13 protein-coding genes, 8 tRNA genes and 2 rRNA genes are annotated in these 15,035 nt (G+C 39.0%); all 23 read left to right on the top strand.

All coding sequences use genetic code 11. The features are described 5' to 3' along the window. Position 1 precedes the first annotated feature (1 nt). Positions 2-268 carry an RNA-binding S4 domain-containing protein gene (locus A4G25_RS06960; RefSeq protein ID WP_012664185.1) on the top strand — a complete coding sequence of 89 codons (267 nt, stop codon included), beginning with the start codon at positions 2-4 and terminating at the stop codon, positions 266-268. A 14-nt stretch (positions 269-282) separates the two neighbouring features. Then, entirely contained in the window at positions 283-654 is a 372-nt protein-coding gene (divIC, locus tag A4G25_RS06955) for a cell division protein DivIC (protein ID WP_047132173.1), read from the top strand. 134 nt (positions 655-788) lie between these two features. After that, positions 789-1,199, top strand: a complete 411-nt coding sequence (locus A4G25_RS06950) for a S1 domain-containing RNA-binding protein (protein WP_012664187.1) — start codon at positions 789-791, stop codon at positions 1,197-1,199. 252 nt (positions 1,200-1,451) lie between these two features. Next, positions 1,452-2,732 (top strand): tRNA lysidine(34) synthetase TilS, encoded by a 1,281-nt coding sequence (gene tilS, locus A4G25_RS06945; protein WP_047132172.1) that lies wholly within the window; start codon positions 1,452-1,454, stop codon positions 2,730-2,732. A gap of 5 nt (positions 2,733-2,737) precedes the next feature. Continuing rightward, entirely contained in the window at positions 2,738-3,280 is a 543-nt protein-coding gene (gene hpt, locus A4G25_RS06940) for a hypoxanthine phosphoribosyltransferase (RefSeq protein WP_047132202.1), read from the top strand. Between the two features lie 116 nt (positions 3,281-3,396). Continuing rightward, positions 3,397-5,499: an ATP-dependent zinc metalloprotease FtsH gene (gene ftsH / locus A4G25_RS06935; RefSeq protein WP_047132171.1), complete on the top strand. Its 2,103-nt coding sequence runs from the start codon at positions 3,397-3,399 to the stop codon at positions 5,497-5,499. Positions 5,500-5,655: 156 nt separating this feature from the next. Continuing rightward, a complete protein-coding gene (gene hslO, locus A4G25_RS06930; protein WP_047132170.1) occupies positions 5,656-6,540 on the top strand; it encodes an Hsp33 family molecular chaperone HslO in 885 nt (294 codons plus the stop codon). Between the two features lie 284 nt (positions 6,541-6,824). Then, positions 6,825-7,760, top strand: a complete 936-nt coding sequence (gene cysK, locus A4G25_RS06925) for a cysteine synthase A (protein ID WP_047132169.1) — start codon at positions 6,825-6,827, stop codon at positions 7,758-7,760. 141 nt (positions 7,761-7,901) lie between these two features. Continuing rightward, positions 7,902-8,687, top strand: coding sequence for a dihydropteroate synthase (gene folP, locus A4G25_RS06920; protein WP_047132168.1), 786 nt, complete (start codon positions 7,902-7,904; stop codon positions 8,685-8,687). Beyond that, positions 8,684-9,058, top strand: coding sequence for a dihydroneopterin aldolase (gene folB, locus A4G25_RS06915; protein WP_047132167.1), 375 nt, complete (start codon positions 8,684-8,686; stop codon positions 9,056-9,058). The genes folP and folB overlap by 4 nt, the downstream gene beginning before the upstream one ends. Beyond that, complete coding sequence (gene folK / locus A4G25_RS06910; protein WP_047132166.1) at positions 9,051-9,533, top strand: 2-amino-4-hydroxy-6-hydroxymethyldihydropteridine diphosphokinase; 483 nt, start codon at positions 9,051-9,053, stop codon at positions 9,531-9,533. The genes folB and folK overlap by 8 nt, the downstream gene beginning before the upstream one ends. Positions 9,534-9,556: 23 nt before the next feature. Next, complete coding sequence (gene dusB, locus A4G25_RS06905; RefSeq protein WP_047132165.1) at positions 9,557-10,552, top strand: tRNA dihydrouridine synthase DusB; 996 nt, start codon at positions 9,557-9,559, stop codon at positions 10,550-10,552. 12 nt (positions 10,553-10,564) lie between these two features. Further along, entirely contained in the window at positions 10,565-12,058 is a 1,494-nt protein-coding gene (lysS, locus tag A4G25_RS06900) for a lysine--tRNA ligase (RefSeq protein ID WP_047132164.1), read from the top strand. Positions 12,059-12,484: 426 nt separating this feature from the next. Then, positions 12,485-12,599, top strand: a 5S ribosomal RNA gene (gene rrf / locus A4G25_RS06895). A gap of 10 nt (positions 12,600-12,609) precedes the next feature. After that, positions 12,610-12,685: transfer RNA gene (locus tag A4G25_RS06890), tRNA-Val, on the top strand. 7 nt (positions 12,686-12,692) lie between these two features. After that, a tRNA-Thr gene (locus tag A4G25_RS06885) sits at positions 12,693-12,768 on the top strand. 14 nt (positions 12,769-12,782) lie between these two features. After that, positions 12,783-12,855, top strand: a tRNA-Lys gene (locus A4G25_RS06880). 22 nt (positions 12,856-12,877) lie between these two features. After that, a tRNA-Gly gene (locus tag A4G25_RS06875) sits at positions 12,878-12,952 on the top strand. An 8-nt stretch (positions 12,953-12,960) separates the two neighbouring features. Continuing rightward, positions 12,961-13,049, top strand: a tRNA-Leu gene (locus A4G25_RS06870). Positions 13,050-13,060: 11 nt separating this feature from the next. After that, a tRNA-Arg gene (locus A4G25_RS06865) sits at positions 13,061-13,137 on the top strand. Positions 13,138-13,169: 32 nt separating this feature from the next. Next, positions 13,170-13,243, top strand: a tRNA-Pro gene (locus A4G25_RS06860). Positions 13,244-13,265: 22 nt separating this feature from the next. Next, positions 13,266-13,341, top strand: a tRNA-Ala gene (locus tag A4G25_RS06855). A gap of 123 nt (positions 13,342-13,464) precedes the next feature. Then, a 16S ribosomal RNA gene (locus A4G25_RS06850) occupies positions 13,465-15,016 on the top strand. Positions 15,017-15,035: the final 19 nt, after the last annotated feature.

Raw genomic sequence — 15,035 nt, 5'->3', positions numbered from 1 at the left:
AGTGAGATTAGACAAGTATTTAAAAGTTTCACGTTTAATCAAACGACGCACATTGGCTAAAGAAGTCAGCGACCAAGGCCGTGTACAAGTCAACGGCAATACAGCTAAAGCCGGCACGGATGTAAAAGTTGGAGATGAGATTGTCATCCGCTTCGGCCAACGTGTGGTTACGATTAAAGTAACAGGATTAAACGAACACGCTTCTAAAGAAAATGCTAAAGGCATGTATGAACTCGTCAAAGAAGAACGTATCAACGAAAATGATTAAGGAGGTGAATTGCCATGAATAGAAAAGTTGAACATATGGAGAATCGGTACATTGAAAATGAAAACCGCAAGAAAAAACGTCATGAGATGAAAAAACGCGTTGTGAAACGGCGTATCATGTTATTTGCGGGTATTTTACTAGCGATTATCTTAATTCTTTCTATTATGGTGTTCACCCAAATCAGAAGCAATGCCGATGATGCTAAAGAACGTAAAGCGAAAGAAGAAAAGTTTCAAAAGCAGCAAGATGAAGAAATTGCTTTAAAAGAACAACTGAACAATTTGAATAATAAAGACTATATCGAAAAAATTGCACGTGATGATTATTATTTAAGTAACGATGGTGAAGTGATTTTCAAATTGCCGAAAGACAAAGATAAAAAGTAGATGCAAAATCCCCTGTAATAGAGGGAAATGAAATATCTAATTGAATTAACGGATATAGCATTGTTAAATTGTGACAACAAGCATATAATAGAGTTAAATTAAAATTGAAAGAAATCGGAGGATTTATTTAGGATATGTCAATCGAAGTAGGAAGCAAGCTTAAAGGGAAAGTCACTGGTATCAAGAAATTTGGTGCGTTTGTAGAATTACCTGAAGGGAAAAGTGGCTTAGTTCACATCAGTGAAGTTGCAGACAAGTACGTTGAAAATGTTGAAGAACATTTGTCTGTGGGAGATGAAGTAGAAGTTAAGGTACTATCTATTGCTGACGACGGCAAAATTAGTCTTTCAATTAAAAAAGCAAAAGATCGTCCAAAAAGACAACACCATAGAGGTGGAAATAACCACCACGGTAAACCAGCACAAAGTAAACCAGAGGACTTTGAAAAGAAATTAAGCAACTTCTTAAAAGATAGCGAAGAAAAAATGACTTCTATCAAACGTCAAACTGAATCAAGAAGAGGCGGCAGAGGTTCAAGACGCTAATCTCATCTAATATAAAATCTAGACTGTTTCTTAGGGAACAGTCTATTTTATTTTGAAAAAATAACATACGTATCTCTTTGTATTGAAGTATGAAACAGGTATAATATAGGGGCTGATTAGAAACAACTACGATTATTGCCGCAATGATTGCAAGACACAGCTTCTTCATCCATAAGTCCTTTTTAAAACGAAAAATTTTAAACTTCAATTACTTTAATATTTAAAAGATACCATTTGAACGAGGTGAAACCATTGAATATTTATACACAAGGTTGGACTGAAAATGACCATCTCGCTATTGCTGTTTCAACTGGTGTAGATAGTATGGTACTTCTTGATGTATTAACAACAGAATTTGCACATACATATCAAAAATTGACCGTGCTGCATGTTAATCATGGTATTCGTGAAGCCTCAAAAGAAGAAGAACAGTTTATTCGCGACTATTGTAAGAAACATCAGCTTCCATTGGCGGTTCATCATTTGGATTTATCTGAACTGACAGCTCAAGGAAAAAGTATTCAGAACACAGCACGCGAACAACGTTATGATTGGTTCCAAACACACATGAAAGCAATCGATGCGAATGTATTGGTCACTGCGCATCACCAAGATGATCAATTAGAAACTATTTTTTATCGTATTATGACAGGTAGATCGACAAGAAGTCCGTTAGGGATGTCTGTACAAGAAGTCCGTGCCGGTTTTAAATTGGTTCGTCCATTGCTGAACGTCACTAAAAAAGATATCAAACACTATCAAGCAACAAAAGAAGTGCCTTATTATGAAGATGCATCGAATGCAGATAACCATTATGTCAGAAATGATATCCGTAATCGTATTTTGCCAGAGATTGATGAAAATCCACAGTTGGATGTTTCGCAATTATTGAAATTGAAACAATGGCATGATGCGCAGTTTCAGCAGCTGCAAGATGTTGCAGATCGATTTATTCAAGAAAAGACAAAAGGTGAACAAGAAAGTATCACTATAGACCGCAATGAATTTAATCAGCTGACGCATTCACAAAAAACTACAGTTATGGATAAATTGTTGAATAAATGGACAAGAAATCAACCTATTTCTGAACATGCTTATTATGAATGGTTTGCACAACTGGATAGTTCGGTCGCTCAAGCTGTAATTTATTCGACAGATAAATGGAATATTCAAATTGTGTATGATAAATTTATAATAATGGGTTATACAGATGCAGATTTAACACCGAAGCGGATTACGCAATCAGGACATTATCAGTTTGGTACATATCAAATTATAATCGATGAAACCATTGAGGATGCGGATTTACCGATAGTGGTACGTGTACGTCAATCAGGTGATCGTTTTGCTTTACCTCAAAACGGAGGCCATCAGAAAGTCAACCGCTTGATGATCAATCGCAAAGTTCCAGGCTATGAACGCGATCGATTGCCCATATTGCTGAATAAACAAGGGGAGATAGTCGCAGTCGGCACATTTTATACTGCGCCGAATTATGAAAAAAAATTAGAGATCACAAATTTAGGAGTGTAATCATGATGAAAGATGATTTAAAGGAAATATTACTGACTGAAGATGAAATTCAGCAGATTTGCCGCCAACTCGGCGCAGAAATCACAAAGGACTATAAAGGTAAAGACCTTGTTTGTATTGGTATTTTAAAAGGATCTGCTATGTTTATGTCAGATTTGATTAAACGTATCGATACACATCTATCTATCGATTTTATGGATGTTTCAAGCTATCATGGCGGAACTGAATCAACAGGTGAAGTTAAAATCCTGAAAGATTTAGGCAGCTCAATCGAAAATAAAGATGTTTTGATTATTGAAGATATTTTGGAAACAGGTACAACTTTAAAATCTATTACAGAGTTATTGAAATCACGTCGCGTGAATTCTTTAGAAATCGTGACACTATTGGATAAACCTAATCGTCGCAAAGCAGATATAGAAGCAAAATATGTAGGACGTAAAATTCCGGATGAATTTGTTGTAGGCTATGGTTTAGATTATGCAGAATTTTATCGCAACTTGCCGTATGTCGGTACATTAAAACCTGAAGTTTATCAAAATAAATAAACATTTTAATCATGTGTATGGTTAAGTTTTTCTTAAAGTTGAAATACTAGCCATAAAAAGTTATATTGTGTTACAATTTTTGTTAGTTTTATTATTGGAGTAGGAGGAAAAAACGCATGCAGAAAGCTTTTCGCAATGTGCTTGTAATCGCAATCATTGGCGTTTTTATATTCGGTTTATTTTCTTGGCTGAATGGTAATGGCAATATGCCAAAGCAACTTTCTTATACACAGTTCACGAATAAACTCGAAAAAGGCGATCTGAAAACTTTAGAGATCCAGCCTGAACAGAATGTATATTTAGTAAGCGGAAAAACCAAGAGCGGTGAAGATTATTCTTCAACGATGCTATATAATAACGAAAAAGACTTGCAGAAAGTCACAGATGAAGCACACAAACAAAAAGATTTGAAGTTTACAGTTAAAGAAGAAGAAAAACAAAGCGTATTTGTAAGTATTCTTTCAACATTGATTCCAGTATTGGTTATTGCTTTATTATTTATTTTCTTCCTTAGTCAAGCACAAGGCGGCGGTGGTGGCGGCCGTATGATGAACTTTGGTAAATCCAAAGCGAAAATGTACGATAACCAAAAACGCCGTGTACGTTTCTCTGACGTAGCGGGTGCAGATGAGGAAAAACAAGAATTAATCGAAATTGTAGATTTCTTGAAAGATAATAAGAAATTTAAAGAAATGGGCTCTAGAATTCCTAAAGGCGTACTTCTAGTAGGTCCTCCAGGTACAGGTAAAACATTGCTTGCACGTGCAGTTGCAGGTGAAGCGGGTGTACCATTCTTCTCAATCAGTGGTTCTGATTTCGTTGAAATGTTCGTCGGTGTCGGTGCAAGCCGTGTCCGCGACTTATTCGAAAATGCTAAAAAGAATGCACCTTGTATCATTTTCATCGATGAAATTGATGCTGTAGGACGCCAACGTGGTGCAGGTGTCGGCGGCGGTCACGATGAACGTGAACAAACGTTGAACCAATTATTAGTAGAAATGGATGGCTTCGGTGAAAATGAAGGTATTATCATGATTGCCGCTACAAACCGTCCAGATATCTTAGACCCAGCGTTATTACGTCCAGGTCGTTTTGACAGACAAATTCAAGTTGGCCGTCCAGATGTTAAAGGACGTGAAGCAATTCTATATGTACATGCTAGAAACAAACCTCTAGATGAAACAGTAGACTTGAAAGCAATTGCGCAAAGAACACCAGGTTTCTCTGGTGCCGATTTAGAAAACTTACTGAACGAAGCATCATTGATTGCGGTTCGTGACGGTAAGAAGAAAATCGATATGCGTGATATTGAAGAAGCAACAGACCGTGTTATTGCAGGTCCAGCTAAGAAATCACGTGTTATTTCTGAGAAAGAACGTAATATTGTGGCACACCATGAAGCGGGTCATACAATTATCGGTATGGTCTTGGATGAAGCAGAAGTGGTACATAAAGTTACCATCGTACCGCGTGGTCAAGCCGGCGGTTATGCAATGATGCTTCCTAAACAAGATCGCTTCTTAATGACAGAGCCTGAATTGCTTGATAAGATTTGCGGCTTGTTAGGTGGTCGTGTATCAGAAGATATCAACTTTAATGAAGTTTCTACGGGTGCTTCTAACGACTTTGAACGTGCAACACAAATTGCGCGCTCTATGGTAACTGAATATGGTATGAGTAAAAAACTTGGACCTATGCAGTTTACGAAAGGAAGCGGCCAAGTCTTCTTAGGTAAAGATATGCAAGGCGACCCAGAATACTCTGGACAAATTGCTTATGAAATTGACAAAGAAGTACAACGCATTATTAAAGAACAATATGAACGTTGTAAACAAATCTTGTTAGAACACCAAGAACAACTTAGATTGATTGCGAAAACATTGTTAACTGAAGAAACTTTAGTACGCGAACAAATCCATTCATTATTCTACGACGGCAAATTGCCTGAAGTGAATTATGATGATGCTAAAGTTGTAAATCATGGCGATGAAGACTTCGCAGAGGGTAAATTCGGTAAATCTTATGATGAAATTCTTGATGAAGTTCAAGATGAAGATAAAAAATATCAAGAAGAAGAAGCCGAAGTAGACAAAGAAGAAGAGAACCAAAAAGAATATGAAGCACGTAAACGTGAAGATGCACAACGTGATGAAGATTCTTCTTCAGATGATCATGATAACAATCAATCAGATCGTAACAATGACCGTCGCAATGATTAATAAAATAACATTATTGCTTGAAATCAAATAATGTAGATTAAAATCTCTTTCTGCTATCATGAGAATACGCAGGAAGAGATTTTTTAGACCGAAATAATTACAAAAAACGATTGAACGTATTAAATATAAAAAACTAAGTAAGAGGAGTAATTTAGAATGACACAAGATTATATCGTAAAAGCATTAGCATTTGACGGTGATATTCGTGCATATGCAGCTGTTACAACAAATGCAGTACAAGAAGCCCAAACAAGACATTACACTTGGCCAACAGCTTCAGCAGCATTAGGCAGAACAATGACAGCTACAGCAATGATGGGGGCTATGTTGAAAGGTGAACAAAAATTAACAGTAACGGTTGATGGTCATGGTCCTATCGGACGTATCGTAGCAGATGCAGACGCTAAAGGAGATATCCGCGGCTATGTTACAAATCCGCAAACGCATTTCCCATTAAACGAACAAGGTAAATTAGATGTACGTCGTGCAGTCGGTACAGATGGTACTTTGACTGTTGTTAAAGATGTCGGGTTAAAAGATTATTTTTCAGGTTCAAGTCCTATTGTTTCTGGCGAACTTGGAGACGACTTTACGTATTACTATGCGACAAGTGAACAAGTACCTTCTTCAGTCGGACTTGGCGTTTTAGTGAACCCAGATAACTCAATTAAAGCTGCAGGTGGTTTTATTATTCAAGTGATGCCGAATGCAAAAGAAGAAACGATTGATAAAGTCGAAAAAGCAATCGGTAATATGACACCTGTTTCAAAATTGATTGATCAAGGTTTATCTCCAGAAGAATTGTTGACAGAAATCCTTGGTAAAGAGAATGTGAAATTCTTAGAAACAGTACCTGTCAAATTTGAATGTAACTGCAGTCATGAAAAATTCTTGAATGCGATTAAAGGATTAGGTGAAGCTGAAATTCAAGCTATGATAGATGAAGATCATGGTGCAGAAGCAGAATGTCATTTCTGCCGTGCTAAATATCAGTATAGTGAAGCAGAACTTAAAGGCTTAATTGAAGAATTAAATGCATAATTACTAAATTCAGAGCGGATTCAATGCAGATTTTAAAGTATTGAATCCGCTTTTTTTCGGGTTTTCTTTTTGAAAATTAGGAAATATAAAATAATAGAGACAATCAGCTTGTGATTTGTCATACAAATCTGATAAAATAATGATATCCGATGAAATAGCTAAGATATATTTGAAATAGAATTAAATATGGATTGAGATGTAAAGATGGGGCGTTAAACATATTGGATACTGCATCTCGCTATCTTGTTTTCAATATCTTTTTAATAAAAAAGGAGTGTTTTTTTATGGCAAAGAAACCCGTAGATAATATTGTTCAAATTATTGGAGATACACCTGTAGTTAAACTACGCAACGTAGTACCTGAAGACGCAGCTGATGTTTATGTTAAATTAGAATATCAAAACCCAGGCGGCTCAGTTAAAGACCGTATCGCTTTAGCAATGATTGAAAAAGGTGAAAGAGACGGCAAAATCAAACCAGGCGATACAATTGTAGAACCGACAAGTGGTAACACAGGTATCGGTTTAGCATTTGTTGCTGCTGCTAAAGGCTATAAAGCAGTATTCACAATGCCTGAAACAATGAGTATTGAACGTCGTAATTTATTAAAAGCATACGGCGCAGAAGTGGTATTAACACCTGGATCTGAAGCGATGAAAGGTGCAATTAAAAAAGCAAAAGAATTAAAAGAAGAGTACGGTTATTATGAACCGCAACAATTCGAAAACCCAGCTAACCCGCTTGTTCACGAATTGACAACTGGTCCAGAATTAGTTGATCAGTTTGAGGATAAAACAATCGATGCATTCTTAGCTGGTGTTGGTACAGGCGGTACATTGACAGGTGTCGGCAAAGTCTTGAAAAAACAATATCCTGATATCGATATTGTAGCGATTGAACCAGAAGATTCTCCTGTATTAAGCGGTGGAGAACCAGGTCCTCATAAATTACAAGGTTTAGGTGCAGGCTTTGTTCCTGAAACTTTAGATACTCAAATTTACGATGAAGTGATTAAAGTCGGCAATGAAGTAGCGATGGAAACTGCACGCCGTGTAGCTAAAGAAGAAGGTATCTTAGCAGGTATTTCTTCAGGTGCTGCTATTCATGCTGCAATCCAAAAAGCAAAACAATTAGGAAAAGGTAAAACAGTTGTAACTGTATTGCCAAGTAACGGTGAACGTTACCTTTCAACTCCGCTTTATTCTTTCGAAGATAAATAAGAATGCGGTAATACAGCTGTCTGCAGAACGCTCTTATCAGAGTATTCTGCGGCAGCTTTTTTGTTTTTGAACACTTATACATTCGGTCATTTAATGAAGTTTGCTATAATAAGAAACAGTTATTTTGAAAGGAAGATCATCATGGCACATACAAAAATTATGGGTATATTGAATGTGACGCCTGATTCGTTTTCAGATGGCGGAAAATATAATTCAGTTGAAACAGCTGTGGCACGTGTGAAAGAAATGATGGATGAAGGTGTTGATATTGTAGATATCGGCGGCGTGTCTACACGTCCGGGACATCAAGAAGTTGCTTTAGAAGATGAGCTTGAGCGTGTGATTCCAGTAGTACGTGCACTGTCTGAATTTAATGTACAGCTTTCAATCGATACTTTTAGAAGTGAAGTTGCAGAACAAGCTTTAGAGGCGGGTGCAACAATGATTAATGATCAATGGGCAGGTTTATATGACCCTAAAATGTTTGAAACCGTAGCGCGCTATGATGCAGAAATTGTGTTGATGCATAATGGTGACGGCGAGCGTGATGAGCCGATTATGGATGAAATGCTGTTATATTTATTAAAACAAGCCAACCGTGCAGAAGAAGCAGGCATCAAACATGATAAGATTTGGATCGATCCGGGCATTGGTTTTGCTAAAAGCAGAGCGGAAGAACGCGTTGTTATGGATCGTTTAGATGAACTTGTAGCAACAGAGTATCCTGTTTTATTAGCGACAAGCCGCAAACGTTTTATCAAAGAAATGATTAAAACAGATTCTCGACCAGAAGAAAGAGATGAAGCGACAGCAGCTACGACAGCTTATGGCATTATGAAAGGTGTTAAAGCAGTCAGAGTACATAACGTTGAATTGAATGCACGTATTGCCCAAGGTATAGACTACTTGAAGGAGAATGAACAATGACAGATACAATTTTTCTCAATGGAATGCGCTTTTACGGTTATCATGGTGTGCTTGAAGCAGAAAATGACATTGGGCAGATATTTGTTGTGGATGTCGTTTTGAAAGTAGATTTATCTGCAGCAGGAAAATCAGATTTGGTAGAGGACACTGTAAACTATGCAGAAGTTTATGCAGATGTAAAAGAGATTATGGAAGGCGAACCTAAGAATTTACTTGAACATTTGGCTACGCTTATTGCAAAACGTATAAATTCACACTATAATCGGGTATTGGAAACTAAAGTGAGAATTACAAAAGAAACACCACCTATTCCAGGACATTATGACGGGGTAGGAATTGAGATATCGAGGGTGAATTCAGACCATGACTAAAGTTTATTTAGGCTTAGGCAGCAATGTTGGAGATAGAGAACATCAATTAAAAGAGGCGCTTCGTTTATTAGATGCGCAACAAGGTATAAAAGTAACCCAAGTATCTTCACTTTATGAAACAGCACCAGTTGGATATGTTGACCAACCTGATTTTTTGAATTTATGTGCAGAGATTGAGACAAATTTATCACCGCAAGCAGTATTGAAAAGCGGTTTGAATATAGAACAGCAATTGCATCGCGTTCGTAAAGAACGATGGGGTCCGCGCACATTAGATATAGATGTTTTACTTTATGGTAATGAAATCATTGAAGATCAGGATTTAAGCATTCCGCATCCGCGAATGGCAGAACGTGCTTTTGTATTGATTCCTTTACAAGAAATTGCACCTGAGGCAATCAATCCGCGCACTCAGACAAAGATTAAAGATATTGAAGTCCCTGATGAAACTGTGAATAAATATCATAAACGTTAGAGAAAGATTGAGAGGTAATTATTATGTGGAAGATTGGAGATGTAGAAATCGACAATAGAGTCGTACTTGCTCCGATGGCTGGAGTTTGCAACTCTGCCTTCAGATTAACAGTCAAAGAATTCGGTGCAGGGTTAGTATGTGCTGAAATGGTAAGTGATAAGGCGATTTTATTCAACAATCCTAAAACAATGAATATGTTGTATATTGATGAGAATGAACGTCCGCTTTCATTACAGATTTTCGGCGGGGAGAAAGAGAGTCTTGTAGAAGCAGCGGTTTATGTAGATCAAAATACGACTGCAGATATCATTGATATTAATATGGGATGCCCTGTAAATAAGATTATTCGTTGTGAAGCAGGCGCTCGTTGGTTATTAGACCCTAATAAAATATATGAAATGGTTTCAGCCGTAACTGAAAAAGTGAGCAAACCTGTGACATGCAAAATGCGTATCGGCTGGGATGATGATCATATTTATGCAGTAGAAAATGCTAAAGCAGCTGAACGTGCTGGTGCCGCAGCGATTTCATTGCATGGACGTACACGTGTTCAAATGTATGAAGGTCATGCAGATTGGGATATTATTAGACAAGTGAAGGAAGCGGTCAATATTCCTGTTATCGGCAATGGTGATGTAACGAGCCCTGAACTTGCACAAAAAATGTTAGATGAAACAGGTGTCGATGCAGTAATGATCGGTCGTGAAGCGTTAGGAAACCCATGGATGATTTATCGTACAGTACATTATTTAGAGACTGGCGAATTAATGGAGGAACCTACTGTAAAAGAAAAAGTAGAAATTGCTTTATTACATTTGCGTCGACTAGTAGAATTAAAAGGTGAGAAGATTGGTGTTATGGAAATGCGTAAGCACGCTTCTTGGTATTTAAAAGGCGTAAAAGGGAATGGAAAAGCCCGTAAAGCGTTGAACCAAGCAAACACTGAACAAGAAATGATTGATATACTGCAGAATTTCCAGGCAGAATCAACTGCAGCAACAGCAACCCAACAAGCTTAAAGGAGAGGTAACATGTCAGAAGAAATGAATGACCAAATGCAGGTCCGCCGTCAGAAATTACAAGAATTAATTGATTTAGGGATTGATCCTTTCGGTAAACGTTTTGATCGTACAGCAAGTGCTGAAGAATTGAAAGAAGCATGGGATCAATATTCTAAAGAAGAATTGCACGAAAAAGAAGATGAAGAAGCAGCACATGTAGCAATTGCTGGCCGCTTAATGACTAAACGCGGTAAAGGTAAAGCTGGATTTGCGCATATTCAAGATTTATCTGGACAAATTCAAATTTATGTACGTAAAGACCAAGTCGGCGAAGAACAATTTGCAATTTGGAAAATGGCTGACTTAGGAGATATTGTAGGTATTAAAGGTGTTATGTTTAAAACAAACACTGGTGAGTTGAGTGTTAAAGCTAAATCATTTACTTTATTATCAAAATCTTTACGCCCATTACCAGACAAATTCCATGGTTTGCAAGATGTTGAACAACGTTATCGTCAACGTTATTTAGATTTAATTACAAATCAAGAAAGTACACAAACATTCATTAACCGCAGTAAAATCATTCAAGAAATGCGTAACTATTTAAATAGCAAAGGTTTCTTAGAAGTTGAAACACCTATGATGCATCAAATCGCAGGTGGTGCTGCTGCTCGCCCATTCGTAACTCATCACAATGCTTTAGATGCAACGTTATATATGCGTATTGCGATTGAACTGCACTTAAAACGTTTAATCGTAGGTGGATTAGAAAAAGTATATGAAATTGGCCGTGTATTCCGTAACGAGGGTGTATCAACACGCCATAACCCTGAATTTACGATGATTGAATTGTATGAAGCTTATGCTGATTTCCACGATATTATGGATTTAACAGAAGGCACAATCCGTCATATTTCTAAAAAAGTATTAGGTACTGCAGTAGTTCCGTATGGTGAATACGAAGTAGATTTAGATTCACCATGGAAACGAGTTCATATTGTAGATGCTGTTAAAGAAGCAACTGGTGTAAACTTCTTTGATGTTAAATCTGATGAAGAAGCACGTGAACTTGCTAATGAGCATGGCATTGAAATTACAGATCATATGACATATGGTCATATTTTGAATGAGTTCTTTGAACAAAAAGTAGAAGAAACACTTATTCAACCAACATTTGTATATGGACACCCAATTGAGATTTCACCACTTGCTAAGAAAAATCCAGAAGATCCAAGATTTACAGATCGTTTCGAATTATTTATCGTAGGTCGTGAACATGCGAATGCATTTACAGAGTTGAATGATCCTATTGATCAACGCGAAAGATTTGAAGCGCAATTAAAAGAAAAAGAACAAGGTAACGATGAAGCGCATGAAATGGATGAAGATTACATTGAAGCATTAGAATACGGTTTGCCTCCAACAGGTGGTCTAGGAATTGGTATTGATAGACTTGTAATGTTATTAACTAATTCACCATCTATCAGAGATGTATTGTTATTCCCTTATATGCGTCAAAAATAATGTATCAGATCTGTGTAGCTTAGAAGAGTGCTGTTAAACAGCGCTCTTTTTTTGTTTTAAAATGCAAAGCTGTGGGTGTATCGAAGTTTGTTAATGCACTATATTACAAAACCTTTAAGAAAATCAAAAAACTTATGAAAAGCCCTTGCAATAATTTGTAATGCGTGTATAATAGTTAATTGTTCTGAAGAAATAAAACGACATTTTATGAGTGATTATGTATGAATATAAGTTATTCAAAAAAATGATTCAAAAGTGTTGACAAGACTTGAACGATGTAGTAAAATATAAGAGTCGTCAAAAAGAACGCGTCATACATTTGTAAAAAAGATTTTAACAGAGTGTAAAATTGACTATTGCAAATGTTAACAAAAACAGTTAATATAGTTTAAGTGGAAAACACGAAGCAACTTATTAATTACATTGTCTGGTGACAATGGCAAAGAGGTCACACCTGTTCCCATGCCGAACACAGAAGTTAAGCTCTTTAGCGCCGATGGTAGTCGGACTTACGTTCCGCAAGAGTAGGACGTTGCCAGGCAATATAATTCGGAGAATTAGCTCAGCTGGGAGAGCATCTGCCTTACAAGCAGAGGGTCGGCGGTTCGAACCCGTCATTCTCCACCATTTAATAGCCGGCCTAGCTCAACTGGTAGAGCAACTGACTTGTAATCAGTAGGTTGGGGGTTCAAGTCCTCTGGCCGGCACCATTTCAAATGCTTATGAGCCATTAGCTCAGTTGGTAGAGCATCTGACTTTTAATCAGAGGGTCAGAGGTTCGAATCCTCTATGGCTCATCAGTTTTCCATTATATCTAATGCAGAAGTAGTTCAGCGGTAGAATACAACCTTGCCAAGGTTGGGGTCGCGGGTTCGAATCCCGTCTTCTGCTCCATTATTTTTGCCGGGGTGGCGGAACTGGCAGACGCACAGGACTTAAAATCCTGCGGTAAGTGATTACCGTACCGGTTCGATTCCGGTCCTCGGCACCATATAAATATTAGCGCCCGTAGCTCAACTGGATAGAGCGTTTGACTACGGATCAAGAGGTTATGGGTTCGACTCCTATCGGGCGCGCCATTTATAATTTTCACTACATAATAATTGAATGACGGGAAGTAGCTCAGCTTGGTAGAGCACTTGGTTTGGGACCAAGGGGTCGCAGGTTCGAATCCTGTCTTCCCGACTCTTATTTAATTATTCATAATGGGGGCTTAGCTCAGATGGGAGAGCGCCTGCTTTGCACGCAGGAGGTCAGCGGTTCGATCCCGCTAGTCTCCACCATTATTATTAAAATGAACATTGAAAACTGAATGACAATATGTCAACGTTAATTCCAAATTAACAAACGTCTTAGACGTTTTAAAACAAATTAGTTTTTATGAGCTAGTCAAACAAATCATAACTTTTATGGAGAGTTTGATCCTGGCTCAGGATGAACGCTGGCGGCGTGCCTAATACATGCAAGTCGAGCGAACAGATGAGGAGCTTGCTCCTCTGACGTTAGCGGCGGACGGGTGAGTAACACGTGGGTAACCTACCTATAAGACTGGAATAACTCCGGGAAACCGGGGCTAATGCCGGATAATATGCGGAACCGCATGGTTCTGCAATGAAAGACGGTCTTGCTGTCACTTATAGATGGACCCGCGCCGTATTAGCTAGTTGGTAAGGTAACGGCTTACCAAGGCAACGATACGTAGCCGACCTGAGAGGGTGATCGGCCACACTGGAACTGAGACACGGTCCAGACTCCTACGGGAGGCAGCAGTAGGGAATCTTCCGCAATGGGCGAAAGCCTGACGGAGCAACGCCGCGTGAGTGATGAAGGTCTTCGGATCGTAAAACTCTGTTATTAGGGAAGAACAAGTGCGTAGGTAACTATGCGCACCTTGACGGTACCTAATCAGAAAGCCACGGCTAACTACGTGCCAGCAGCCGCGGTAATACGTAGGTGGCAAGCGTTATCCGGAATTATTGGGCGTAAAGCGCGCGTAGGCGGTTTTTTAAGTCTGATGTGAAAGCCCACGGCTCAACCGTGGAGGGTCATTGGAAACTGGAAAACTTGAGTGCAGAAGAGGAAAGTGGAATTCCATGTGTAGCGGTGAAATGCGCAGAGATATGGAGGAACACCAGTGGCGAAGGCGACTTTCTGGTCTGCAACTGACGCTGATGTGCGAAAGCGTGGGGATCAAACAGGATTAGATACCCTGGTAGTCCACGCCGTAAACGATGAGTGCTAAGTGTTAGGGGGTTTCCGCCCCTTAGTGCTGCAGCTAACGCATTAAGCACTCCGCCTGGGGAGTACGGCCGCAAGGCTGAAACTCAAAGGAATTGACGGGGACCCGCACAAGCGGTGGAGCATGTGGTTTAATTCGAAGCAACGCGAAGAACCTTACCAAATCTTGACATCCTTTGACCGCTCTAGAGATAGAGTCTTCCCCTTCGGGGGACAAAGTGACAGGTGGTGCATGGTTGTCGTCAGCTCGTGTCGTGAGATGTTGGGTTAAGTCCCGCAACGAGCGCAACCCTTAAGCTTAGTTGCCAGCATTAAGTTGGGCACTCTAAGTTGACTGCCGGTGACAAACCGGAGGAAGGTGGGGATGACGTCAAATCATCATGCCCCTTATGATTTGGGCTACACACGTGCTACAATGGACAGTACAAAGGGCAGCGAAACCGCGAGGTCAAGCAAATCCCATAAAGCTGTTCTCAGTTCGGATTGTAGTCTGCAACTCGACTACATGAAGCTGGAATCGCTAGTAATCGTAGATCAGCATGCTACGGTGAATACGTTCCCGGGTCTTGTACACACCGCCCGTCACACCACGAGAGTTCGTAACACCCGAAGCCGGTGGAGTAACCTTTTAGGAGCTAGCCGTCGAAGGTGGGACGAATGATTGGGGTGAAGTCGTAACAAGGTAGCCGTATCGGAAGGTGCGGCTGGATCACCTCCTTTCTAAGGATATATACGGAAC

Source organism: Staphylococcus condimenti, from assembly GCF_001618885.1.
Classification (GTDB): domain Bacteria; phylum Bacillota; class Bacilli; order Staphylococcales; family Staphylococcaceae; genus Staphylococcus; species Staphylococcus condimenti.
Note: the sequence above shows the minus strand (reverse complement) of the source record. Positions and strands in the feature narration are given on the sequence as shown.

Excerpts from the sequence above, each read along its gene's own strand:
- divIC (WP_047132173.1), top strand. The coding sequence starts at position 283 with ATGAATAGAAAAGTTGAACATATGGAGAATCGGTACATTGAAAATGAA.
- A4G25_RS06950 (WP_012664187.1), top strand. The coding sequence starts at position 789 with ATGTCAATCGAAGTAGGAAGCAAGCTTAAAGGGAAAGTCACTGGTATC.
- hpt (WP_047132202.1), top strand. The coding sequence starts at position 2,738 with ATGAAAGATGATTTAAAGGAAATATTACTGACTGAAGATGAAATTCAG.
- ftsH (WP_047132171.1), top strand. The coding sequence starts at position 3,397 with ATGCAGAAAGCTTTTCGCAATGTGCTTGTAATCGCAATCATTGGCGTT.
- hslO (WP_047132170.1), top strand. The coding sequence starts at position 5,656 with ATGACACAAGATTATATCGTAAAAGCATTAGCATTTGACGGTGATATT.
- cysK (WP_047132169.1), top strand. The coding sequence starts at position 6,825 with ATGGCAAAGAAACCCGTAGATAATATTGTTCAAATTATTGGAGATACA.
- folP (WP_047132168.1), top strand. The coding sequence starts at position 7,902 with ATGGCACATACAAAAATTATGGGTATATTGAATGTGACGCCTGATTCG.
- folB (WP_047132167.1), top strand. The coding sequence starts at position 8,684 with ATGACAGATACAATTTTTCTCAATGGAATGCGCTTTTACGGTTATCAT.
- folK (WP_047132166.1), top strand. The coding sequence starts at position 9,051 with ATGACTAAAGTTTATTTAGGCTTAGGCAGCAATGTTGGAGATAGAGAA.
- dusB (WP_047132165.1), top strand. The coding sequence starts at position 9,557 with ATGTGGAAGATTGGAGATGTAGAAATCGACAATAGAGTCGTACTTGCT.
- lysS (WP_047132164.1), top strand. The coding sequence starts at position 10,565 with ATGTCAGAAGAAATGAATGACCAAATGCAGGTCCGCCGTCAGAAATTA.